Source organism: Psychrobacter sp. 1U1, assembly GCF_051847535.1.
GTDB lineage: Bacteria > Pseudomonadota > Gammaproteobacteria > Pseudomonadales > Moraxellaceae > Psychrobacter > Psychrobacter saeujeotis.
On record NZ_JBPYDD010000003.1, the window covers coordinates 481,179 to 505,176 of the forward strand.

The window sequence follows — 23,998 nt, forward strand, 5'->3', positions numbered from 1 at the left end:
ATTTATTGCTCGTTAGTGTTCTATTAAATGTTATCTAATCCCCCTTTCTACAGAAGATAGGGGGATTTTTTATGGCGTTTAAAAACATACGCGCAGTTTGACAGCATACCAGTCATTAGTCATTAGTCATTAGTCATTAGTCATTAGTCATTAGTCATTAGTCATAGTAGATTACAAGATATGGACAGAGTCTACAGGTGTAATATTAAGGCTATGTTATAGTAGATTTATCGTTATTTTCTATTATATATCTCTAGTCAGTTTCCACAGGAAAATACCACATGCATTATCAGAACACCTATGTCAATCTAGACCCACGCTTATATCATAAACAGCCCCCAACGGCGCTTGAAAGTCCGCGTGCAGGGCATTTTAATACCCAAGTAGCAGAACAGCTTGGTTGGGCCGATGATAAAGACTTAATGGCGCGCTGGGTAGATATCGTTGGAGGTCAGTACATCCCTTCTCAGTTCGAGCCTTTGGCGATGGCTTATGCAGGTCATCAGTTTGGACAATGGGCAGGTCAATTAGGTGATGGACGCGGCTTGCTCGTGGCGCAAGTATTGGACCGCAATAACCAACTGCAAGACTTGCACCTTAAAGGCTCAGGTCTAACGCCTTACTCACGAATGGGTGACGGGCGCGCGGTATTGCGCAGTACTATTCGTGAATATTTGTGTGGTCATGCCCTGACACAACTTGATATCCCCTCCTCTAATGCGCTTGGCTTTGTGGTTTCCGACACTCCAGTACGTCGCGAGCGTATGGAGGCGGGAGCGGCGTTGATGCGCGTTGCCGATAGTCACATTCGCTTAGGACACATAGAGTGGATTGCAAGCTTTGCTCCTGATTTGCTTGGTGAATTTACTAATTATATGATTGAAACCTACTATCCAAAATCTCGTGATAGCGAGACGCCAGTATTGGCATTTTTACAAGCAGTCGTTGAGCGTACGGCACGGATGATAGCTGACTGGCAGTTGATCGGGTTTGCTCATGGAGTGATGAATACCGATAATCTATCCATCACTGGTAGCACTTTGGATTTTGGGCCATTTGGTTTTATGGAACGTTTTAATCCTGCTTGGATCAATAACCACTCAGACCATACCGGACGCTACACCTATCAAAACCAGCCTGCTATCGGTCATTGGAATCTTAATGTTTGGTTGCCACACTTTATGCGCTTAGAGGGCGTGACGCGTGAAGCGTTATCAGATTGCTTAGCCCCTTATGAACCAACCTTTATGCAACATTATCAACAAGGACTGTGTCGTAAGTTAGGATTGCCGCATCAAAAAGAAAGCTTAAGCTTAGCTTTTGAGTGGCTGACCTTACTAGAAGACAACTTGCTTGATTATACCAATAGCTTTCGTGCCCTCTTAGGTTTAGTATCTCCAGAGAATTACCCTTATGAGAAGCAATTATTAGCCACCTTGACTCATGAATTGCAAGGTGAGGCATTACAAGTATGGCAAGATTGGTCAGCGCGTTATTTAGCGCATGTGCAAGCGCTATCTATTGAACAAGTCGTCACCGACATGCAAACGACTAATCCTGTCTATGTACTCCGTAATAGCATGGCTCAGCGCGCTATCACTGCTGCTGAACAAGGGCAGTTTGAAGAGGTGTCACGCTTATATGAATTGCTTGCCAGCCCATATACGGTACAAGATATCGCAACAGCGCTTGATAGTACCCCTCCAGCTCCTAATGCACCGCAGATGCCGATCAGTTGTTCTTCATAAATACTACAGAATCTCTTTTTGATTACTACTATTAAACCCTAACAGAGGGTAATAAACGTTTTTTATTATTCTCTGTTTAGTTGTTAATCATTATGTCACTTCTAAAAAATCTTGAGATGAAACCACTAACCTAATAACTGACAGTAAAATTTAGACTAAATTTAAAACAATAGTCACAATATTGAATATATATTGTAAATTTCACTTTATTTGTTACTATCAACTGGCTAAATGTTCGTTATCAATTTATTATATAAGTTATGCACTTCGTTATGATTGACTCGGCAGCTAATTATCAATAATGCTAGACTAAAATAGCTAAGTTTATTAGCTTTTCGCTTTACGTTATCATCTGATCATAGCCTAACGCTTTTTTGACTGTGCATCGCCTTTTAATAGTCGCTTAGTAGCTCCTTAATCTGTTATTTGCTGGAGCTTATATTCGACGATTTTTTGGGGTCGAGCGTTACTTTATTTTGTTTATCACACTTTGTTTTATTTCAATTTATTCCAACAATGGCCATTATTATGAATGACGATACCAATTTGAATATGGATAATCCTAATACAGATAAAGAACAGTTCGAACAGGCTGCTCTACATTATCATGAGTTTCCAAGACCAGGTAAAATCTCGGTAACACCTATTAAACAACTGGCTAACCAGCGTGATTTGGCTTTAGCCTATTCGCCAGGTGTCGCAGTACCTTGTCTTGAGATTCAAAAAGACCCAACGACAGCCGCTAAATATACAGCACGTAGTAATTTGGTTGGTGTTATTACTAACGGTACTGCCGTATTGGGTTTGGGTGATATCGGTCCGCTGGCGTCAAAACCAGTGATGGAAGGTAAAGGGGTATTATTCAAAAAATTCGCTGGTATCGATGTTTTTGATATTGAAATTCAACAAAATGATCCTGACAAATTTATTGAAGCGGTTGCATCACTGGAGCCAACGTTTGGTGGTATTAACTTAGAAGACATCAAAGCACCTGAATGTTTTAAAATCGAGCGCGAGCTGCGTAAACGTATGAACATTCCAGTTTTTCATGACGATCAACATGGTACCTCTATTATCGTTGCTGCCGCCATGCTAAACGCCCTCATTTTGACTGGCAAAAAGATTGAAGAGATCAAAATCGTCTGTTCAGGTGCTGGTGCTGCGGCTATTTCTTGCCTAGACATCATCTGTGCTCTTGGTGTTGATCAGAACAATATTTTCGTTTCTGATTCACGCGGTATTATCACCACCAGTCGTGAGAATCTAGACGAATCAAAACAACGTTATGCTCGCGACACCGATGCTAGTACCATTGATGATGTGATGGACGATGTGGACATGTTTATCGGCCTATCAATGCCTGGCATTTTAAGCCCCGATATGGTACGCCGTATGGCAAAAAACCCTATCATCTTTGCTCTCGCCAATCCAACGCCTGAAATCATGCCAGAATTGGCGCATTCAGTACGTCCAGACGTCATTATGGCGACCGGACGCTCAGATTATCCAAACCAAGTTAACAACGCATTATGCTTTCCTTATATCTTCCGTGGGGCATTAGATGTAGGTGCAACGACTGTTAACGAAGAAATGAAAATTGCTTGCGTACGTGCGATTGCAGCGATGGCGCACGTTGAAGCGACGCCGACCACGAACGTCAGAAATATCGACAAAATGAGAAGCTTTGGCCCTGATTATCTGATTCCAGGACCGCTAGAGCCAAACTTAATCATCGAGATTGCCTCTGCAGTTGCAAAAGCGGCGATGGACTCAGGTGTTGCAACCTTACCGATTGATAACTTAGATACTTATCGTCAGCGCTTATCAGAATTTGTGTATAACTCAGCGTTTGTGATGAAGCCTATCTTCTCTCGTGCGAAGTCAGATCCAAAGCGTATCGTTTACTGTGAAGGTGAAGATAACAATGTCCTTCTTGCCGTACAAGTCGTCGTTGATGAAAAGCTGGCAAAACCTATCTTGGTTGGACGTCCATCAGTCATTGAAAACAATATTGAGAAGCTTGGCTTACGTCTAAAAGACGGTGAGAACATTACCATTATCAACCAAGATGATGATCCTCGTTATAAAGATTACTGGCAAGGTTATTACGAAAAAAATAAACGCCGCGGTGTCAGTATTGAGCTTGCTCGTCGTGATGTCCGTCGCAAGACCAGCCTTATTGGTGCGCTTCTGGTCGAAAATGGTGACGCTGAGGGCATGATCTGCGGTACGTTTAGCCATTATCAATTACATCTTGATTATGTCCAAAAAGTCATTGGTAAAAAAGACGGTGTAAGTGACTTTTATGCGATGAATGCGGTACTCATGCAAGATCGCAATATCTTTATTGCTGATACCTATATTCATGAAGACCCTACTGCTGAACAATTGGCTGAAATGACCGTATTGGCTGCGGATCAATTGCACCGCTTCGGCATCACGCCGCGCGTCGCTTTGGTATCACATTCAAACTTTGGTACCTCTGATCGCGTTAGTGCTGTCAAAATGCGCAAAGTCTATAAGCTACTAAATGAGATGAATGTGGATTTCGATTTTGATGGTGAGATGCAAGGTGATGCTGCGCTTAATGAGCATATTCGTTTAGAAGATATGCCATCAAGTCACCTAAAAGGTGCGGCCAATTTGCTTATTTTGCCAACGCTTGATGCTGCAAACATTGCCTTTAATTTGCTTAAAACAGCAACAAATAGCGCCTCTATTGGTCCAATCTTACTGGGAGCCAATAAGCCTGTTCATATCTTGACGCCATCAGCGACAGCTCGTCGCGTGGTCAATATGACGGCGCTTGCTGTCACTGAAGCGCAAGACTTAGAAAACGAGAAGTAATTGCCGCATTATATTTATCGATGAGCTGCTACTGTTCATGATTAATAGTAGTAGTTTGCTATACTAAGACCAGTCTATATCATCGTCATAAATGGTATAGACTGGTTTTTTTTGCTTCAATAAAATGATAATAATATTCATCTGATTAAAATTTGTTTGACGAATAAAAGAGGTTTCCATGCAAGTTTATCTCGTTGGTGGTGCAGTTCGTGATCAGCTGTTAGATCGCCCTATTACCGATAAAGACTTTGTGGTGGTAGGTGCAACCGTCGATGAGATGCTAGCAGCAGGCTTTATTCAAGTCGGTGCAGACTTTCCCGTATTTTTGCACCCGACTACTCAAGAAGAATATGCACTCGCACGTACTGAGCGCAAACTTGGTCGTGGTTATCAAGGCTTTAGCGTACATGCTAGCCCTGATGTAACGTTGCAAGATGACTTACAGCGCCGTGACTTAACCATCAATGCGATGGCGATTGAAGTCAACAGTTTAACCGACGACACGCCTCTCACGGGTGAAATCATAGATTATCATGGTGGACTCGATGATATTCAGAGCAAGACCTTACGTCATATATCGCAGGCTTTTAGCGAAGATCCGCTACGGGTACTGCGAGTCGCGCGTTTTTATGGACGTTATTATAGCTTATGTTTTCACATCGCTGAGGAAACCCTCATACTCATGCGCCAACTGGTCGCCTCAGGTGAGCTTGCACATTTAAGTGCAGAGCGCATTTGGCAAGAATCAAGCCGTGCCACCATGCAGACATCACCACAGGTTTATTGGGAACAGCTATATGCAATCGGTGCTCTAACTGAGTACTTTGCGCCATTGCATCATGCTTGGAGCAATGTGCACATACGAGAAACAGTGCAGACGGCGCTATACTTTGCCGGTCAAATGCAGTTGAATTTATCCCAGCGCTGGACATTATTAATGGCTAGTCTTGATCAATCGTTATTTGCTTCCAAACCTGACCCTAAATCTTCATCCCCTCATATAAGTATGACTGTTACGGATGATGAGAGAAAGACTGCTCTAAAGGCCATTATCTCTATAAGCAATAGCGCCAAAGTCCCTAAAACACCTACTCAGTTTGCAAGCTTATTCGTTACCCAAGCTGGGAAATTAAGCGCAGTCAATGAACTAAACGCTACTCAAAAGATTGATCTTATCCAAGCATGTAGCGCTCATAAAGAGCCTAACAAGCTCTCGCAGCTATTGGTCACCAGTCACGTATTACAGCTAGCAAAACAACATCGCCAAATGATGCTTGCATTAAATAGCTTCCATGCTATTGGTATAGAAAACATAGATCCAGATATCAAAGGCGCTGCAATCGGCAAAGCGTTAAATGAGGCACGTGCTGCGCATCTGTTCTCTATGGAGCAATCTATAGCCAGTCCTAACTAACAGTGTCATATATTTTATCTATAGGCAAAGCTAACAACCTTTTTTATCAAACAAAATACGATTAAAAGATGGAACTGTATTTTTATGGCAATCGAATCCACAGTGAAGAGCGACACAAACCCATCTATTGACGTGAACAATGACCTCTCATACAGTGATAGTCCCGTCATACTCGTCACCGGTAGCGCCAAGCGTATTGGCGCAGCTATCATTCGAGCAGCGCATCATCAAGGCTACCGTGTCATTATCCATTGTCATCGTAGCGAGCAACAAGCAATAGCGCTAGCAAACCAGCTTAACGAAATCCGTGATAATAGTGCGACAGTTGTCGTTGCGGATTTAGCAGTTGTCATCAATAGCCATTTATTAACTCAGTTTGTTCAAACCGTTATAGATAGATTTGGACAGCTTGATGTGTTAGTACATAACGCATCACGATTTTACCCTACTCCGCTCAATAGTATAGATAATGACCAATGGGATGAGCTGTTTTTAAGCAATGCTAAAGCGCCGTTATTACTGAGTCAGGCGTTTCTACCTTACTTACAAACGCAGTATGGATGCATCATTAGCCTACTTGATATTCACGCTCATAATAAACCGTTTAAACACTATACCGTCTATAATATGGCAAAAGCGGCTCAACGTATGATGGTGCAGTCGCTAGCGCTAGAGATGGCACCACTAGTACGAATCAATGGTGTCGCGCCTGGGGTCAATATCTTACCAGATGCCAATAGCGATCAAGCACTTGATGATACGCAGCAACAAAATATCATCGACTCTGTGCCGATGCAGCGAATCGGTACACCAGATGATATCGCCCACAGCGTATTATATTTAGCAAAGGCAAGCTATATCACAGGAGAGGTTATTAATGTCGATGGCGGTCGTGGTTTGACTCTCGCTGGAAGCAATTTTTAGTCAGTAAGCAAAAAGAGCTGAATAATATCGTTTAGTTGTTATCTTTTACTTGAAAATTTAAAAAAATCAGGTATCATTGTGCGTCTAACGTTAGGGCCCATAGCTCAGTTGGTTAGAGCAGAGGACTCATAATCCTTTGGTCGTAGGTTCAAGTCCTACTGGGCCCACCATATTCAAACCCTTACAGTCATTGACTTGTAAGGGTTTTTTATTGTCTAAAATTTATGCGAACGCATGGACTTAGTTGGTTTTTTGATACTATCTTGATACTTTGACCCTTATAGTAATTAAAGTATGATACTACTAACACTATGGTTATATACTGCTGCATGGGTGATATATGAAGGTTAAACTTACCAAAAAATTTATAGATTCAGTAGACTATACCGCTAAAGGTACTGAAATCTATATGGACGATGTGTTAACTGGTTTTGCGCTACGTGTGGGCAAACAATCCAAACGTTATACATTACATAAGCGTATTAACGGAAAGCTATATAGAGATGAAGTGGAAGAAACGCACTTGATTACGCTAACCGAAGCACGTGAAAAAGCCAGCATAATGATGGCTAATATAAAAAAAGGTCTGCATGTTTATGACGGGCTTCATGAGGTCTTGGAAGAGCCGAAAGATAAGACCAATAATGTACCAACACTGAGAGATGCATATACCTACTTTAAATCAGCAAAGACTAGCTTAGCTAAAGGCACTATTGACACTTATGATGGTCAAATACTAAACAAGCTAGATGATTGGCTAGATATATCTTTAAATGATATATCTAAGTCAATGATAAGTGATAAGCATAAAGAGATAAGCAAGCATAGTAAAGCTCAGGCTAACGCAACTATGAGAGCTCTAAGGTCAGTTTGGAATTATTGTCGTGATAGCTTTTTAGATGATAACGAAGACTTTTTAATTAAAGAGCAACCAGTACGCATACTTAACGCCAAGAAAGATTGGAATATAATTAAGCCGCGTACTAAACATGTTGAAGAAGAATATTTAGGTATGTATCTCAAAACACTTTTAAATTATGTTGATAGAAGCTCACACCTGCAAGCGCCCCATAGCAATAATGCACGAGATATCATGCTACTTTTTATGTTCACTGGTGTGCGTTTAAATGAAGCGCAGCCCTTAAAGTGGTCTGACGTCGACCTTATAGCTGGCAGGATAGTATTCAAAGCTACAAAAAATGGTTCTAATTATCATATGCCTACTAGTGATATCTTACAAGCTCTGCTTGAAGAAAGATTCAGATTAAGCGCTGGCAAGCAATGGGTATTCCCGAGCAACTTGAAAGCTAGCGATGACCATATAAAAGATTTAAGCCGTAGTTATAAGGCCATAAGTAATCAAACAAACTTGTATATTACACCACATGATTTGCGCCGCACTTTTGGAACGGTAGCTAATAACTCAAGCATCAGCTATCCAGTCCTTAAACGCTTGCTCAATCACCGTGAAGCTAAATCAACCGATGATGTTACCCTACAATATATCCAAGTGTCACAGCGGCAACTAAGAGACGCTTCAAATTCAATAGAGTCTTTCTATTGTCGGCATGCTGGCATGACACAAAGCGATTTTATAAAACAACTTATATAAAGAAATACTTCACTTGTCATATATTTGCATGAGCCTTTCCTAAAAAGTGTGTAACTGCTTATAATCCACTAACAGGAGAATAAGCAATGACTAACCAATCTGACATCAAGAAACTGGCTGAGCAAATGGCCAGCAGCATGAAAGTCTTCGATGACATCAAAGACTTTCAAAAGCAGCTCATGCAGTCCTTCATCGACACTGCCCTAGAAGCAGAAATGGAAGAGCATCTCGGCTACCCCAAGCATGAAAAGGCAGACAGGCCTAATAAGCGCAATGGGCACACTAAAAAGAGAGTCCGTAGCGACACAGGCGAGCTTGAGATCTCCACCCCCAGAGACCGCGACAGTAGCTTTGAGCCTGTACTTGTCAGTAAGCATCAAACCCGTATTTCAGGTCTTGATGACAAAATCATATTTCACTACAGGCTTAGCCTTACGTCTTGCGCTTCGGGCAAGTGTCTCCCAGACACTTGCTGATCCTCGCTCATACGCCAAAGGTCAAACCACCACCGAGATTGTAGAGAGCATCAAAGAGCTCTACGATGTCGACATCTCAAGCAGCTTGGTTTCCAGAGTCACGGATAATATCTTAGATGACATCACCGCTTGGCAGAACCGGCCACTGAGCAGCGTCTATCCTATCGTCTACTTAGACTGCATTGTCGTCAAAGTTCGTCAGGACAAGCAGTGACCCCTGCCGTCAAATCCGTACACATAAACTTGGGAGATTTTAATTACGCAGCCTGACGATAATAATCAAACCACACCTGTCTTGGCGATTGATAGCCCAAACCCTTTTGAATTCTAGTCTGATTGTAGTACAGCTCGATATAACTGATAATATCATTGATGGCTGTGAACCTTGTTTTATAGTCTTGATGATATACCAGCTCATTCTTTAATGTGCCCCAGAAGCTTTCTATCAGAGCGTTATCGAAACAGTTGCCTTTGCCGCTCATTGAGCCTATAAATTGATGCTGCCTAATGGTCTTGTGGTAGGCATGGCTGCAATACTGGCTGCCTCTGTCTGAATGAACGATTAGCCCTTTGCTTGGACGTTTATTCCTGATGGCCATGTTCAATGCGCGACAGACCAAATCTGCGGTCATGCGTTTGTTGATCGCATAGCCGACCAGCTCTTTGGTATATAAGTCTTTGACTCCCGCTAAATACAACCAGCCCTCATGTGTCCAGATATAGGTGATGTCGCTTACCCATGCTTGGTTAGGGCGACTGGTGTCAAACTTCTGATCGAGCACGTTTGGATAGACCAGTTTGTGATGATTAGAGTCAGTGGTGACTTTAAAGCGCTTATGACGACGACATTTAATGCCGTGTTGCTCTTTGATGCTTCTTACCATATACAGGCTAATGTTATGGCCTTGCTCGCTTAGATGAGCATGCAGTCGATCTGCGCCATAACGTTCTTTCGTTTCATTGTGAGCCGCTTTAACCAGTAATTCAGACTGGTTGCGATGTACCTGCTGACAGCTGATATCACGACTCAGCCAGTCGTAGTAGCTTGATGGTTTAACGCTAAGTACGCGGCACATCCTACTGATGCTAAAGATTTGCTGGTTGTCTTTGATAAAGGCGTACTTTACTAACTGTTTTTCGCGAAGTACGCCGTCGCCAACTCGAGCATAGCTCTCCCCTTGCGTCGGGGCGAAGCAGTGCTTCGCTTTATCCCTCCTCATTTAGTATTTCGCGTTCCTCTTCAGCCACTTTGAGCTGCCGCTTGAGCTGCTTTATTTCTTGAAGAGCACTCATAAGATCAGGATCGTATTGCTCTGTGCCGACAAGCTTGCCTTGATTGGCTTTGTTATGCCAATTTGAGAGCGTGTGCATGGCAATGCCAAGCTGCTTTGCAGTGGCTGAGATATTGCCATTATTGTCTGATATCTTCTTGACGGCCTCGGCTTTAAATTCGTCACTGTAGGTTCTTACTTTCTTGGTCATGATAAACTCCGATTAATACGCTTAGTTTACCAAGTTTACCTCTACGGTTTCTTCAGCATAGCTCATATAGCTAAGTTCAAGAGAGAAAAAAGTATTTGCACCTGTTATAAGAAGATATATGCCAACCAGTATAGTGACAATATCATATTCAATTCTTCTAATTAAATTGATAATACTAATTATTATAAAAACAAGACCTGTCACTAGAGAGACAGTTCCCTTAAGAAGTATGTCTGGGTTAAATATATATATACTTACGAGCATAACTATAATCGCTATGCCAAATTTCGTATAAATGGGTGTTTTTTGTGTTGATGCAACTTTTTTAGATTGGTTTTTCATTTGATAGTCTGTATGGGGTTGGCGTCCTAGTGAGGACTTGAATCTTTGGCTGTAAGTTAGCGTTATTTATAGCAGGTCCGTGTAGTTAAATATTGTGCTCACAGATATGCTCCAATTAGTATTAGCATATGTTTACTGGATTGAGCCAAACCTTTATATATACTTAGAATATCATTCGAGTTTTGAAAGGATACAAAATCGTGAAAGGTAATAATCAATACGTTTATGAAAAGTCTACAAGTAAGCTCATTATGGGTATGTTTGCTTTGGGCAGCTTAATCGCCATGAGCGGTTGTAATAGCAGTCTTATTAATAGCCAGCCGATGCAGGTAGTGAATAATAAACCTATAGCAAGCAAGACTGAGAACGCTTCGCCCCCAAAGACTGATAAGGATTATGTCGCTGCTGACGACTCTGCTGCGACAGCAGATGGTATCTCTCAAGTGGTTAGTGCCAATAACCAGTTTGCTATTGAGCTATATCAGCAAATAAATAAGCAGCCAAAACAATTAGATAAAAATGTCTTTTTCTCACCCTATAGCTTGTCTACTGCAATGGCAATGCTCTATACCGCAGCAGAAGGGGAAACGAAGCAACAAATTCAAAAGACCTTTCATTATCCGACATCAGCTATCCTTAACCCCAATAGCGCAGCGCTATACAATCAATTTAATAAACCCAATCCAAATCATGAGTTAAGCACGGTTAATGACTTGTGGATGCGTCAAGGCTTGAGTCCCAATCAAACTTATTTGGATACCGTAAAACGTTATTATGGCGGTCAAGTCACCAATCTTGATTTCAAGAACAGTCCCGAGCCATCACGTCAGACTATCAATAAGACTATTGCCAAACATACCAAGCAGATGATTCTTGAGCTGCTACCAAGTGGTAGTATTGATCCTAGCACTGCTACGGTATTGACCAATGCGGTCTATTTTAAAGGTGATTGGAAAAAGCCGCTTTCAGTCAGAAATTGGGTTCAACCTTTTTATAATCTTGATGGCACAACGACTGATATCAATATGATGTATGAGACAGATACTTTCGGTTATGTAGAAGATGAGCAAGTACAAGTCCTGCAATTACCCTACAAGGGCGATGAGTTATCGATGCTAGTAGTCTTACCAAAATCAAAAGATGCTGTTGCTATGCAAAATCTAGTTAAGAATTTAAATACTACTCAAGTTAGCCGATGGACTGAAACGTTAGAGAAAAAAGAAATTTCCTTATATTTACCGAAATTTAAATTAGAAGAAAATTATCAGATGGAGTCGCTACTAACCAAGATGGGTATGCCGATAGCATTTGATAGCCGTGCTGATTTCAGCTTATTCAATGAAAGATTGCCGTTAGTAGTGGACTCTGTTATTCATAAAGCGGTGGTTGAGGTTGATGAGAAAGGTACGGTAGCGGCTGCGGCTACAGCCATTGTTATAGATGTGACGTCTGCTTCATACAACGCTGAGTTTGAGGCTAATCATCCGTTTATATTTATGATTAAGGACAATAAAACCGATGCTATATTGTTCTTAGGGCAGGTAAATAAACTTTAGTAGGAAACAGCTCAATAAGGGTATGCCTATTGTGAACCAATCAGGCGCTCTAACTGGTTCGGTTCCCTAGTGAGGACTTGAACCTTTGGCTGTGAGGTATTTATATCAGAGGTTTTAGTTATTAAAATAGCCACAGTGTACATTCCTAGGTACATATAATGATGTTTTTATGCGTAAAACTATAGGCGATCGGAATTTTTGTCTAGGTGCAGTTTATACTCTAATTGTTCGTATAAATGATATGGAACTTAACCCTTTGTTATGGATACTGAAAAATGAAATGTGTTATACCAATATTTGTCTTAATTTCTCTATTAACAACGGGATGTCAAAATAATATTCAGGAAATTGATACTGATGAGCGAACTTCGGTTAAGGATTCAAAAGTAAACGAAAATAATTTATCTAGCAGAGATTCAGATTTTCCGTTACCGAACTACGGAAAAGTCTACATGATAGATAAAAACGGTAATGCTAGAAGCGACATTGTTACAGAATATGAAGCATGTAATGAAGGTAGACTAACTATCAGAAACGGCTGTGTTACTCTGACCTACCCTAAAGACCGTTATCCTGCGTCTACAGCTGAAGATGATTTTGCAAGTATGCCTATCTTCCCTGAAGGATCAAAGTTTATTGAAGATGGACAAGCGATAGAAGTCAACAACAAGACTTATCGTGATGGTGATTATGTAGAAATGAGTGGTCGTGAGACTATAAGAGATTTCGGAAAATATTTTTCAAGTAGTAGACCATATACCCCTGTACCAGATCGTTGCAAAGCTGATGAATACTGGGAAGTTGGTGGAACAGGGTTGAGATTAATGGATTGAGGATAATTTTATTGGGTATAGCTTTTGAAACCATTTTTCTTTATATTGTCACTTAGACAGGCTGGGCATTTGATGTATAGTGTCATTTGCATTTCACTATTTATCAATTTCTCAGCCTGTTTTTTTTCAGCCTACTTTTTGAACCACCACCCGGATATAAATGTAGCTATGAATAAAACAACTTTTAAAATATCGAAGATGGACTGCCCTTCGGAGGAAAACCTAATCCGAATGAAATTAGAGGGCCACTCGAATATTGAACATCTTGAGTTCGACATTCCTAACCGTCAATTAACTGTGTTTCATCATGACAATATAGAAGGGATAGAGACTGCTATTCATGACCTAAAATTAGGAGACACCCTACTCTCGACCGAAACCATTGACCCCTCTGATCCCAACAATAATTTTAAAATTGATGCTGACTCTAGTCACAAAAAAGATGCTGAGCAAAGAAAGCTACTATGGATAGTGCTGGTCATTAACTTTGCTTTCTTTATTATTGAAATGAGCACGGGACTGATTTCTCGTTCGATGGGGTTGGTCGCCGACAGCTTAGATATGTTAGCAGATAGCTTCGTGTACGGAATTAGCTTATTTGCGGTCGGTGGAACGGTCATTAAGAAAAAACGGATTGCTAGAATTGCCGGATATTTTCAAATTACGCTAGCGATTCTTGGTTTTTTAGAAGTACTAAGACGTTTCTTTGGCAATGAGCAATTACCTGACTTTTCTACCATGATAGTCATATCGATTCTTGCGCTAATTGCAAACTCGATTTGCCTCTATTTACTACAAAAATCGAAAAGCAAAGAAGAAGCCCATATGCAAGCCAGTATGATTTTCACTTCAAACGATGTGATTATCAATTTAGGGGTAATTGTTGCAGGGATTTTGGTTAATTGGTTACACTCTAGTACGCCTGATTTGATTATTGGTAGCATCGTATTTGCTTTAGTTATTCAGGGCGCCTTTAGAATATTGAAGTTGAGTAAGTAGCCAAGCCTAATAACTGAAGCAAATAGCTCAAGTAAGTAGCTTAATTAAACCGCTAAGTGTAAAGTAACTGGGTTTGAAGCAAATAAACATCATAAGGATATGAGACCTCAAGCAATGATTGAACAAACTTTAAATCTAGTCACCACCAAAGACCATCAGCAAGTTGCCGTTTGGCGAATAATAGATGATGAAGTCTTTGATAAGAATCTGGTGGTGGTCAACTAATTTAGGACACTAATAAAATTCAAACCTACATCGCCATTACTTATAACCCTGAGTCGAGAACGGATAATAATTATAAGCGTTGGGGCAACTTTTATGACCGCCAAGATCTGTTAGTAGGTGACGAGTTGTGTCAGGTGGTTAATTTTCAGAGACCTTCCTAAATTTTGTGTAAGCATTTAATCTAAACGGCAGTTACACAGAATTCGGGATGGTCTCATTTGCATATATAAACCAAATAAACTCTATAGACTTTAAAAACCCACCAACACCATCAACAGATATCCTAGATATTTAAGCACCCCCGATGACGCATAATAGTGATTAGTGGTAGCCAAGTTTTTGTCAGAGTGTTTACGTTTTTTCTGTACTACCCTTACCTCATAGCCATGAAAACTCTCACGTGCACCGACACGTATTGAGCTGTTCAGACCTAAGTCTTTTTTAACATCACTTACAACTTGCTCACTATATGTCCTAACTTGCCAATGATTGGCATCAATAAGCTGACAACCTACTAGCATAAAACTCTGTAGCATCTCAATCTGGGTCTCCTTAATACCAAAATGGATCGATGAGTTATTTAAGTTATGCTTATGCGCAAATATCTCAATAAATACTCTCAACTTCTCAGGATCCTTTATAGACATCTGATATGCCCTATCTAATGCTCTAATGATTACTTCCTGATTCTTACTACCTTTAGGCCTACCTAGTAATAGCCTGTCATCGTCGAACAGCTGACTAGCGCGCAAGTATAAACATTTAGATTCATTTAGACTTATACCATGTCTAATAGCAACTTCAGGTAACAGCTCATCTCGAGAGTTTTCTTTTAACTCCTGCAGCTCCTCTAGAAAACCTATGACGTCCGCATATTTAGGGTGAATAAAAATTGAATTTGTATTCGACTCTTTCAATTCATTCAAACTACTATTTAACAGTGGCTGGCTAGCATTGCTATCAGGTTCATCTGCATTCTTAAATAATGGTGTTTTATTAACAGCCGTTTTTTTAAGGAAATATGGTCTTATCTTATTTAATTGCACAGTCTTTGTCGTTGCATCATAAGCAGTTTTGTCTTGTCTATAGATAGCAGAGTAATCTAGATCTGTTATTAACTCTAAAACTGTTATAGGTAGCTCCAAGCAAGCATTACTCAGCCGCTCCCCTGCCAGCAGATGAGCAGTATGAATATAATGCTCGAAGGTTGTGTCGCACGTTAAATGTCCTGCAAAGCTGGCCAGTCCAAACCAGGATCCTTGTTCCTTGTGATAGCCAAGGACCCCTTTTATTACTTTTTCGCACTGCTCATTATCATAATCAGTCATCACCTGTGCCAATGGCGACTTACTTAGTACTAACGCCAGCTGACTAATCGCAGTATGCCTAAAGCTGTGAAATGTGAAATCGTGCTCTCCTAGCAATCTGTCCCAAATTAACTTCATGAGATTACTGAAAATCACACTGGGTAACGGCTGATCACCTGAACCTTGAGAAAACAAGTAACGACGCTTCAACCTTTTCTGCTGACGATATAACTGAGTAAATTGTTTTAACTCGTCTTTCTTAAGTAGGCAGTTAATGGGTATAAGGCGGCTTGCGCTGCTACTTTTCAATCTCCGATAGCGATTTGGTCTTAACCATATTTGCGGCTGCTCTATTCGTTGTCCATGTTCATCAATATAGATGTCAGCTATATCACGAACTTTAACACCGATAAGTTCTTTAATTCGCAACCCTGTTCGATACGCAAGACTTAAGACTACTAAGCACAGGTTTTTCTGTTCATCGTCTAAATCCGAGTTGACCAGATACTCTTTCATCGCATGATATATCCGAGGTGATATCATGTTCGCATTTACCACTTGGCGTTTATTACCCCACGGGAAATACACAAATGGCGCATTATAGTGCGCTCGCTGATAATCATGGAAAGCTCGTAGTCTGCCATAAGTAAATTTTTGAGTATCTTTGAGCTTATCCAGATATGAAACTTTATTTTTCTTTAGATGCTCATTATTCAAGATATTGAGACTACCTTGACTTAACACATCGTCTGCACAGCCAACTAAATCATCATCCGTATCTAGATTGACTTCATTAAAGACTGAGTCTTTGTTTAAAATAGACTGCTTTCTTCCATCCTTAATCTTACTTTGAATGATCTCCTCATATACAGCTTCAAAGTCCTCACCAGACCATTCATCAAGATTCTCATCCATTGTTAGCATCAGCCAATCCCGACCAATACATCCCAGATATTTACTGATGGTATCTAACCTGTTATTACTATCACTCAACAAGCTATTGACCCATCCTAAAAGACGCGTAGCATTAGGTTGAGTAAACTCCTGCTGTAACAGCTCTACTTGTATAATAGCGGATGCTTTACTGCCTTTAAGGGCATCTTGAACCTCTTTAATCAGATTCTTGCTAAAGCTTGGATACTCCCTACTATTGGTACTTTTTTTGTCTGATTCTGAATAACTTGCTATAAATAACTCTGACCAAGTAAGCGGCTGTGGGTTTGATTTAAACACCTCTTGATTATAACTAATAAGCTTATTTGTGGTTAAGCCCGTCGTTTTAATCTTGCCCTGTCTAACAACAGTGAGCGCACTATCTATATCGGCACCCTTCATCTGCCGCCAATGATAGTCAGCGTATTTTACTAACTGTGATAAATGTGGTTTATTTTTATCTTTATTCTGTAGTTTTAGCTTCTTACAAATATCATCAACAATGGTTTCAAACGATTTCACACCTTCTTTTTTTAACTTTTTATCTTTTAGCGCATATAAGAAGCAAAGTGTCATATCATCAGGTACGTACTCTACATAGCGCTGTAAGCTTGTAGCAGATATATCCTCTGAAGTATGAGCTTGCGTATAAGAACAACCGTAACTTTCATCATCAATACTGAGCAAGATTAGCGCCAAACTCTCGCTACTGACACCTGAACCTGATAACTCATCAGTTGCTGGTAGCTGCAATTGATATATCTCACGTTCGCCTAGGAGCCATTGATACAGTGCTTTTAACACATCTATGTCATTCAATCCCCCATACATCACGCTACAGTAGAGCACTGACTCAATCAAATCATTGTTTGAGAACCTTCTTTTCCGTTGCCATATCTCAATTATTTGCTGGCTAGCAAGGCTTACTTGAGCACCACTTACCATCCAATCATAGGATATTGTTAAATGATCACGCTCTGCTATGACTGGCACAACTGGTTCATCCATACTCAGTTCATGAGATTTGTTATAACTCCGTATGTATTCTAAAAATCCTTGTCTGGCTAAGTGATAGCTATGCGCAGTATCAAAATGCACCTCAAGTATGCTACCAATGGTTTGATAGTATTCAGTTAGGTCTGTTCCTGTGAGTATGTGATTGTCATCAACATACGAAGCTATCAAAACCTTAGCCTCATTTTTGATAGCTTCATGACTTTTACTTTTATTTTCTTCTCTTAACTGATGGGCAACCGCATTATCCATATATATTCACCTCAACTTGTCGTAGGTTAAGCTGAATAGCAACTTTATCTAAGTCAGCGGATAATTCTTTTAGCTCATTAATGGATAATGACGACATTGGATGCATAGCCTCCTGATCGGGATGTTCATGACCATATAAGGCGCAGATCAAATGCTCAGGAGACCTATTCGTTAGTAGTGAACGTAATTGATGTCTTAGCCAATTATCTTGGTGACTAAAAAAATGTTTTATCTGATAGCGAACCTTACTAGGCGTAATACCGGTAAACCCTTTGGGATTTTGGCTAAATAGCTGAATGAGCGGCTGACTAGAGCTCAAAATTTTATTTATAGGAAATTGATCATTGGGATATATAGAATTATGCATGACCGCAAATTGCTTGATATATTCAATATAATTCTGAATGGCTGTGATTAAGAAATCACTAAGAGGAATAAGCCTTCCCTGCCCTTGTCCATGACGCTCTTCTTTATCCGACACCCATAACAGCCGCTGCCTAAAATCAAATTGATTTAAAAGCCCAGGTGCATGCTTTACGGGTCTAATCCCAGTCTGAATAAAGATGATGTGCCATAGCCAGACACCATAAGCATTAAACTGCTCAATATAACGGTCCTGCCTTATGCTTACGTTCCGCTTTAATCGACCGTTATAACTCTCAGCTGCCTCAGCAAGCTCATCAAAAAATCTTTGGCAGATATCAGTATTTAAGGTCATGTCACTACCGACATATTTTTTATAACGATTACTTTTCGTGCTAGACATACTAAGCTGTCGCAGCTCACCTTGGCTGTCCACAGTACAGTATTCGGTCAATAAACATATAGCGCTGTAGTAGGTCTTCTCTAAGCTTATCGTCTCAATACTGGTGTAGTACAAAGGCGAGCTGTGTTTCACATCAACCCCAGTAATCATGTCGGCATGTAATGGTTCTTGCAGCTCATTCTTTATAACTGTATATAAACAAGCGTCAATATGCTGATTAGATAACACTGGTAGCTCTAGTTGCGTTTTTAAGCTTGCTAGCACTTCAGAGACCTCATTACTATTTACCAAAAACTTATTTTCAATAACTGCTTGCAGTCTAGCTGGCAGAGGTAATTTAAATTCACTATCATGGCTTTGACGATGCGGCAATAAGTGGCTTCTACGATTTGAAGTTACGTTGATAGTATTACTTATAGCATAACTATCAGCAGCCGAACCGCTCTCATGACTCAACCACTTGCGCTGACTTTTATCCAATTCTAGCTCATAAATCACATCTTGGATCTTCCGACCACTTAATAGTGATAGTAATATGACCGCATAAACCTGACGCTGTTTATAGCTAACAACGGTAAAAAACTGCCACACCCGAGCAAATAGCATTTGATAGCTCAGTAGGCTTAGTTGACGTAGATTGGTAGGAAAATGAAACTGATTACGGCGGGCATGTCGATAGTTGTTTTTTAGCTTCCATTGCTGTAATTCTGAGGATTTAGCGGTTGTCCTGGAAGGCTTAAAATCATTATCTAAGAGCGCAGGCGGGTCATCATCAGCAATATTCTCAGCGTCCGCCACGTTATCATTTTTATGGAATCTGCCAAATATTGTGACTCGTATTAGCTCATCAGCACTATTAAAGTATCGCTTATTAGCGTGTTCTTTACTAAGCTCATTGTTTTGTGAGTTGGTATAAGTTTTACCTACAAACGCTTTGTTCTCTGCAACCACTTCATAGGCAAGTCTTATTTGACCAATTTTACCAGCCAACTTTTGATTAACCACTTTGCCTGACTCTTCATCATCTCTTATCTGGGCTTCATATTGACGTAAAACCGCTAGTACATTTGTCAGTGAAGTATCTTGTGCATGGATATCAATCAGTTTTTTAACAATCTCAGATTGTGGGTTATTGTCCTTTAAGCCCATCCTTAGACGCACACTGAGCTGACTGACTTTGGCAGAGTGGTCATCCTTACGTATAGCAATCATAATAATTATTTGCAGATATGCACTCATAAATTGCCATGCTCCATCATCAGTATGTACTTGACCATACCTCTGGTAAAACAAGACCAGCATATAAGTAACTGCCCAATCTTCAATCTTTTTCTCTTTGACGACTTTCCTGGCGATAGCTTCACATTCAGACGATGTAAATACTGGCATATCTATGTTGGCTTGCTCACCAATATGCAGGCAAAAGCCTGGACTAATATAAAGAGTATTAATAATCAGGTTTTGTACTTTTATACAGTACGGTGAATCAAGTGGTATTAACTGATCAAAAACCACTTTTAATTCGTTGTTATCAAATTTCTTTATATTCATTAGGGTGCACCACTCAACCAGCTCATACTTTGAGGGATACCTAGAACACGCTCTTCTAGTGCAAATTTACATTGGCCATATTCATAACTACTCTGGCTAATACCTGCAAAATGGCAATAGCTTTTTACAGTCAGATATCTAATACCCATTAGCTGGCATATGACGCTTTGAGGCGCAGTACTTTTAAGCGCTTTAAACAAATCAGGATGGTGAATACCTTTCAAGAACATCAAATCTATAACCTCCATCCATGCCAGCTGCTGAATGTCTTTAATACTTTCAGGGATTATTAAACATGGGTAATCGCTATCACTCTCGAACCTTAAAACCTGATCGACTCTTTGGAAGTCATTAAAGAAATAAAAAGCATCGTCCCCTCCATCAACCAAGCGCAGTGGTGGACGGTAGAAGTTATTCAAAAACTTCGTATTGATATAAGTAGTCTTAGGTCTCAATCTCTGCCAAATACATAAAGCAGCTCTAGCATACGGATGTACATACAAATTATCCTTACTGGGGTTAGCAAGTTTTTGCCCAACCTTGAGTTTATTATTTTTCATCATTTATACAATAATAGTGAATATAATTCATGTTATCCAATAATCACTTAGGTGTCAAACGCTTTAGTGTTGTGGGGCTTAACATCGTAAAATAATTAGTATTATTAAGCAGTTAGTATTATTTTAGGCATAAAAAAACCTCTTGAAACTATAAAGAATATAGCTTTAAGAGGTTATTGATTTTTATACTTTTATTAGGTGAGAAGGTTAAACTTGGGGTTTGATATTTTACTCAGGTGAGGTTGTTAATATTAGGGTTTGAAGTTTGCTAAGAGTATGATGTGAATATCGCACGACCGCTAAGAGTATGATTGTTTATCCCAACCGTAGACTGTATCAATAGAACGTAAATAACATTTCACCCTCGGAGAAAGCCTATCAAGAGGATTACCAGTAAGATTGATACATCTCAAACTATTCAGCTGTGTAAAATTATCTGGCAGGTTTCTAAGATTACAATAAACAAGCTCAAGCTTAACAAGATTATTAAGCTCACCAATACTATTAGGTAGCTTGCCCAATTTACAATAACTGATAAAAAACTCAGTCAGACTCTTAAGTTGCCCTATGATTTCAGGCAGCTCTTTGAGGCTACAATGGTTAATATAAAGCTTCTCTAGATTAGTAAGTTGACCTACGCTATCAGGTAGCTTGTCAAACTTGCCATGACTAATAAAAAGCTCAGTTAAGCTAATAAGCTGCCCTATGCTATCAGGTAGGACTTCAAGCTTAGAGTGATTAAAATTGAGCTTAGTTAAGTTAACGAGCTGTCCGATGCTATCAGGCAATACTTTAAGTTTACAGTTGATAATATTAAGCTCAGCAAGGTTAATGAGGTGTCCAAAGCTATCGGGTAGCTCCGTTAGTTCAAGGTGAAGCAGGTCAAGGTGAGTTAAGCTCAAAAGCTGGCCTATGCTATCAGGTAGCTCTTCAAGCTCACAATGAGTAATAAAAAGCTCTGTAAGACTGCTCAGTTGTCCAACGCTGGCGGGCAACTCTTTAATACGACAACGATTAATATAAAGCTTGTTGAGGTTGGTAAGCTGTCCAATACTACTAGGTAGGTCTTTGAGATCACAGTTAATAAGATCAAGGTCATTTAAATTTTTGAGTTGCCCTATGCTGTCAGGCAAGTGCTTGAGCGGGCAATAACTAATAAAAAGCTTAGCGAGGTTAATAAGCTGCCCTATGCTGTCAGGCAGTTCTTCAATCTCACAGTGAACTATATCAAGTACCGTAAGCTTAGTAAGCTGTCCAATGCTGTCAGGTAAACATTGAATCTGACAGCGACCAATGAACATCTTAGTAAGGTTATGAAGTTGTCCAATACTATCAGGTAGCGCTTCGAGTTCACTTTGATCAATAAAGAGTTCAGTAAGATAACTCAGTTGCCCGATGCTCTCAGGTAATGCGACAAGTTTAGAGTGACTAATAGACAGTTTGGTTAGATTAGTGAGCTTACCGATATTGGGCAGTAAATGACTTGAACATATGCCACTGATAGTTATATCTACTAGATTTGTAAGGTTGGTAAGCTCATCGGGTAGATAGGCTATTCTATAGACGTCTTTTGAGTGTTGCTCATCATGTTCAGGCTCTAAGATCTCTAGCTTTTTTAGGGCTAACAGTGATTCTTTATTACGAGGAATTTCAGAATGCTTGAGCTCAAACTCATCTGCCCACGCCCATATTTTCTCAATCCAGTTGTCATTAGTATTTAATGTTTTATTAGAAGTATCAGACTGATGAATGTCCTGATGGTAGTTATTATTGTTTGGATTCATAGCTTTATTCCTTATAACAACTTGAACTATTTTTCTTATGCCAGAATAACGTTAGTATCCTGACATAGGTTTATGCAGCCCTATGCTACACATAGTCGAGATAGTCTTTAGCTAAATTGTAGTGGTCAAATATTTTTAGACAGTACTTAAGAGGTTTTTGTTGAAATAAAGCCTCTCTTTCTCGCTCGGTGTTAAATACTCATTAAAGCTGTGTGGTCTTACACTTTGATAATAGCCCCAAATATAATCATTTACTGCCTGCCGAGCCTCATCAATATTGTCATAGCCGTTTTTTGGCATCCACTCTGTCTTAAAGCTTCTAAAGAACCTCTCTGTAGGTGCATTGTCCCAACAGTTGCCTCGTCGGCTCATACTATGCGACATACCATTGCACTTGGCTACGCATTTAGCATACTCTTCACTGGTATAATGACTGCCTTGATCTGAATGAAACAGCACGCCTTTAGGCTCAAGTCTTATGTGATATGCCATTTTTAGTGCAGATGTGGTCAGCTGGGTATTCGGGCTATCTGACAAGGCAAAACCAACAATACGTCGAGCATATAAATCCATAACGATGGCTAAATAACACCATCCGCCTTTGATACGAATATAAGTAACATCACCTGTCCACACTTGGTTTGGTGCAGTGGGCGCAAACTGACGGTCTAGTATGTTTCCATAAACTTTATGGAATTTTTCACAACGCCTGTACTTATGTGATTTTATCTGTCGACTAATCAACCCCATTTGTGCCATCAGCTTACCTGCTCTGTAGCGTGTGAGTTTAATGTCATGTTGATGCGTGACGATAGCAGATACCGTCCTTGCACCAGCCGAGCCATTTGACTGCTCAAATACTTCTCTGATTAAGGCTTTGAGCCTTATAAGTTCAATGTCTATAGACCTAGATTTAGTACTGTTGTAATAGCTGCTTCTAACAACCCCAAACAGTTCACATAGCTTGTGTTTGCTAATATGCTTATGATGCTCTGCAAGCTTGGTTATTAGCGATAGACGCTGAGATTGTCTTGGGCTAGCAGAGCAGATGCCTTTTTTAATATATCTCGCTCCATCTTAAGCTGTTTGACCTGTTTTTCAAGCTCTTGTATACGCCGTAATTCAGGCGTTAGGGCTTTGCCTTCTGATGGCATGACACCTTGCTGTTCTTTACGGTATTTATATACCCAATTCTCTAAGGTGGTTTTGCCGATACCTAATGAGTTGGCTACTTCTGGTATCTTCCTGCCTTGATCTTCAACCAGTTTAATGGCTTCTAGCTTAAATTCTTGGCTGTAGCGTCCGCGTTTGGTGGTCATATCTTCTCTCCAGTCTTGGTGATAGTATAACCTTGTATCTTGAATAACCGCTTA

14 protein-coding genes, 1 tRNA gene and 3 pseudogenes are annotated in these 23,998 nt (G+C 40.1%); 10 read left to right on the plus strand and 8 right to left on the minus strand.

What is annotated here, in order from left to right; genetic code table 11:
* The first annotated feature begins 281 nt into the window (after positions 1-281).
* The 7 genes and pseudogenes from ACS8FB_RS06550 to ACS8FB_RS06580 form a co-directional block, all read left to right on the plus strand.
* Positions 282-1,748, plus strand: coding sequence for a protein adenylyltransferase SelO (locus ACS8FB_RS06550; RefSeq protein ID WP_439261612.1), 1,467 nt, complete (start codon positions 282-284; stop codon positions 1,746-1,748).
* 528 nt (positions 1,749-2,276) lie between these two features.
* Positions 2,277-4,595: an NADP-dependent malic enzyme gene (locus tag ACS8FB_RS06555; RefSeq protein ID WP_439261613.1), complete on the plus strand. Its 2,319-nt coding sequence runs from the start codon at positions 2,277-2,279 to the stop codon at positions 4,593-4,595.
* Positions 4,596-4,773: 178 nt separating this feature from the next.
* Positions 4,774-6,009, plus strand: coding sequence for a tRNA nucleotidyltransferase (locus ACS8FB_RS06560; protein WP_439261614.1), 1,236 nt, complete (start codon positions 4,774-4,776; stop codon positions 6,007-6,009).
* Between the two features lie 84 nt (positions 6,010-6,093).
* Positions 6,094-6,933, plus strand: a complete 840-nt coding sequence (locus ACS8FB_RS06565; RefSeq protein WP_439261615.1) for a pteridine reductase — start codon at positions 6,094-6,096, stop codon at positions 6,931-6,933.
* Positions 6,934-7,026: 93 nt separating this feature from the next.
* Positions 7,027-7,103, plus strand: a tRNA-Ile gene (locus tag ACS8FB_RS06570).
* Between the two features lie 170 nt (positions 7,104-7,273).
* Positions 7,274-8,545, plus strand: coding sequence for an integrase family protein (locus ACS8FB_RS06575; RefSeq protein WP_201596005.1), 1,272 nt, complete (start codon positions 7,274-7,276; stop codon positions 8,543-8,545).
* A gap of 86 nt (positions 8,546-8,631) precedes the next feature.
* A pseudogene (locus ACS8FB_RS06580) lies at positions 8,632-9,220 on the plus strand (transposase); the annotation flags it as partial.
* Between the two features lie 58 nt (positions 9,221-9,278).
* On the opposite strand, the pseudogene ACS8FB_RS06585 reads toward ACS8FB_RS06580, so the two are convergent.
* Positions 9,279-10,503, minus strand: a pseudogene (locus ACS8FB_RS06585) (IS3 family transposase).
* Between the two features lie 21 nt (positions 10,504-10,524).
* Positions 10,525-10,845 carry a hypothetical protein gene (locus tag ACS8FB_RS06590; RefSeq protein ID WP_439261616.1) on the minus strand — a complete coding sequence of 107 codons (321 nt, stop codon included), beginning with the start codon at positions 10,843-10,845 and terminating at the stop codon, positions 10,525-10,527.
* 200 nt (positions 10,846-11,045) lie between these two features.
* Here ACS8FB_RS06590 and ACS8FB_RS06595 point away from each other — a divergent pair, with 200 nt between their 5' ends.
* Both ACS8FB_RS06595 and ACS8FB_RS06600 read left to right on the plus strand, forming a co-directional pair.
* Entirely contained in the window at positions 11,046-12,401 is a 1,356-nt protein-coding gene (locus ACS8FB_RS06595) for a serpin family protein (RefSeq protein ID WP_367111849.1), read from the plus strand.
* A gap of 275 nt (positions 12,402-12,676) precedes the next feature.
* Complete coding sequence (locus ACS8FB_RS06600; RefSeq protein WP_439261617.1) at positions 12,677-13,234, plus strand: hypothetical protein; 558 nt, start codon at positions 12,677-12,679, stop codon at positions 13,232-13,234.
* 17 nt (positions 13,235-13,251) lie between these two features.
* On the opposite strand, the pseudogene ACS8FB_RS06605 reads toward ACS8FB_RS06600, so the two are convergent.
* Positions 13,252-13,326, minus strand: a pseudogene (locus ACS8FB_RS06605) (IS1 family transposase); the annotation flags it as partial.
* A gap of 76 nt (positions 13,327-13,402) precedes the next feature.
* Here ACS8FB_RS06605 and ACS8FB_RS06610 point away from each other — a divergent pair.
* Positions 13,403-14,233, plus strand: a complete 831-nt coding sequence (locus ACS8FB_RS06610) for a cation transporter (RefSeq protein ID WP_087814222.1) — start codon at positions 13,403-13,405, stop codon at positions 14,231-14,233.
* A gap of 476 nt (positions 14,234-14,709) precedes the next feature.
* On the opposite strand, the gene ACS8FB_RS06615 is transcribed toward ACS8FB_RS06610, so the two are convergent.
* From ACS8FB_RS06615 to ACS8FB_RS06635, 5 genes are all read right to left on the minus strand, one after another.
* Complete coding sequence (locus ACS8FB_RS06615; protein WP_439261618.1) at positions 14,710-17,964, minus strand: site-specific integrase; 3,255 nt, start codon at positions 17,962-17,964, stop codon at positions 14,710-14,712.
* Positions 17,957-20,281 carry a hypothetical protein gene (locus tag ACS8FB_RS06620; protein WP_439261619.1) on the minus strand — a complete coding sequence of 775 codons (2,325 nt, stop codon included), beginning with the start codon at positions 20,279-20,281 and terminating at the stop codon, positions 17,957-17,959. Before ACS8FB_RS06620 ends, ACS8FB_RS06615 begins: the two co-directional genes overlap by 8 nt.
* Entirely contained in the window at positions 20,281-20,700 is a 420-nt protein-coding gene (locus tag ACS8FB_RS06625; protein ID WP_439261620.1) for a hypothetical protein, read from the minus strand. The genes ACS8FB_RS06620 and ACS8FB_RS06625 overlap by 1 nt, the downstream gene beginning before the upstream one ends.
* Positions 20,701-21,140: 440 nt before the next feature.
* The gene (locus ACS8FB_RS06630) at positions 21,141-22,625 is read right to left on the minus strand and encodes a leucine-rich repeat domain-containing protein (RefSeq protein ID WP_201600860.1); all 1,485 of its coding nucleotides are present in this window, start codon (positions 22,623-22,625) and stop codon (positions 21,141-21,143) included.
* Between the two features lie 135 nt (positions 22,626-22,760).
* A protein-coding gene (locus ACS8FB_RS06635) for an IS3 family transposase (protein WP_105244334.1) occupies positions 22,761-23,944 on the minus strand; the annotation gives its coding sequence in 2 pieces (ribosomal slippage) (positions 22,761-23,671 and positions 23,671-23,944; 1,185 coding nt in all).
* Positions 23,945-23,998: the final 54 nt, after the last annotated feature.

Excerpts from the sequence above, each read along its gene's own strand:
- ACS8FB_RS06550 (WP_439261612.1), top strand. The coding sequence starts at position 282 with ATGCATTATCAGAACACCTATGTCAATCTAGACCCACGCTTATATCAT.
- ACS8FB_RS06555 (WP_439261613.1), top strand. The coding sequence starts at position 2,277 with ATGAATGACGATACCAATTTGAATATGGATAATCCTAATACAGATAAA.
- ACS8FB_RS06560 (WP_439261614.1), top strand. The coding sequence starts at position 4,774 with ATGCAAGTTTATCTCGTTGGTGGTGCAGTTCGTGATCAGCTGTTAGAT.
- ACS8FB_RS06565 (WP_439261615.1), top strand. The coding sequence starts at position 6,094 with ATGGCAATCGAATCCACAGTGAAGAGCGACACAAACCCATCTATTGAC.
- ACS8FB_RS06575 (WP_201596005.1), top strand. The coding sequence starts at position 7,274 with ATGAAGGTTAAACTTACCAAAAAATTTATAGATTCAGTAGACTATACC.
- ACS8FB_RS06590 (WP_439261616.1), bottom strand. The coding sequence starts at position 10,845 with ATGAAAAACCAATCTAAAAAAGTTGCATCAACACAAAAAACACCCATT.
- ACS8FB_RS06600 (WP_439261617.1), top strand. The coding sequence starts at position 12,677 with ATGAAATGTGTTATACCAATATTTGTCTTAATTTCTCTATTAACAACG.
- ACS8FB_RS06610 (WP_087814222.1), top strand. The coding sequence starts at position 13,403 with ATGAATAAAACAACTTTTAAAATATCGAAGATGGACTGCCCTTCGGAG.
- ACS8FB_RS06615 (WP_439261618.1), bottom strand. The coding sequence starts at position 17,964 with ATGGATAATGCGGTTGCCCATCAGTTAAGAGAAGAAAATAAAAGTAAA.
- ACS8FB_RS06620 (WP_439261619.1), bottom strand. The coding sequence starts at position 20,281 with ATGAATATAAAGAAATTTGATAACAACGAATTAAAAGTGGTTTTTGAT.
- ACS8FB_RS06630 (WP_201600860.1), bottom strand. The coding sequence starts at position 22,625 with ATGAATCCAAACAATAATAACTACCATCAGGACATTCATCAGTCTGAT.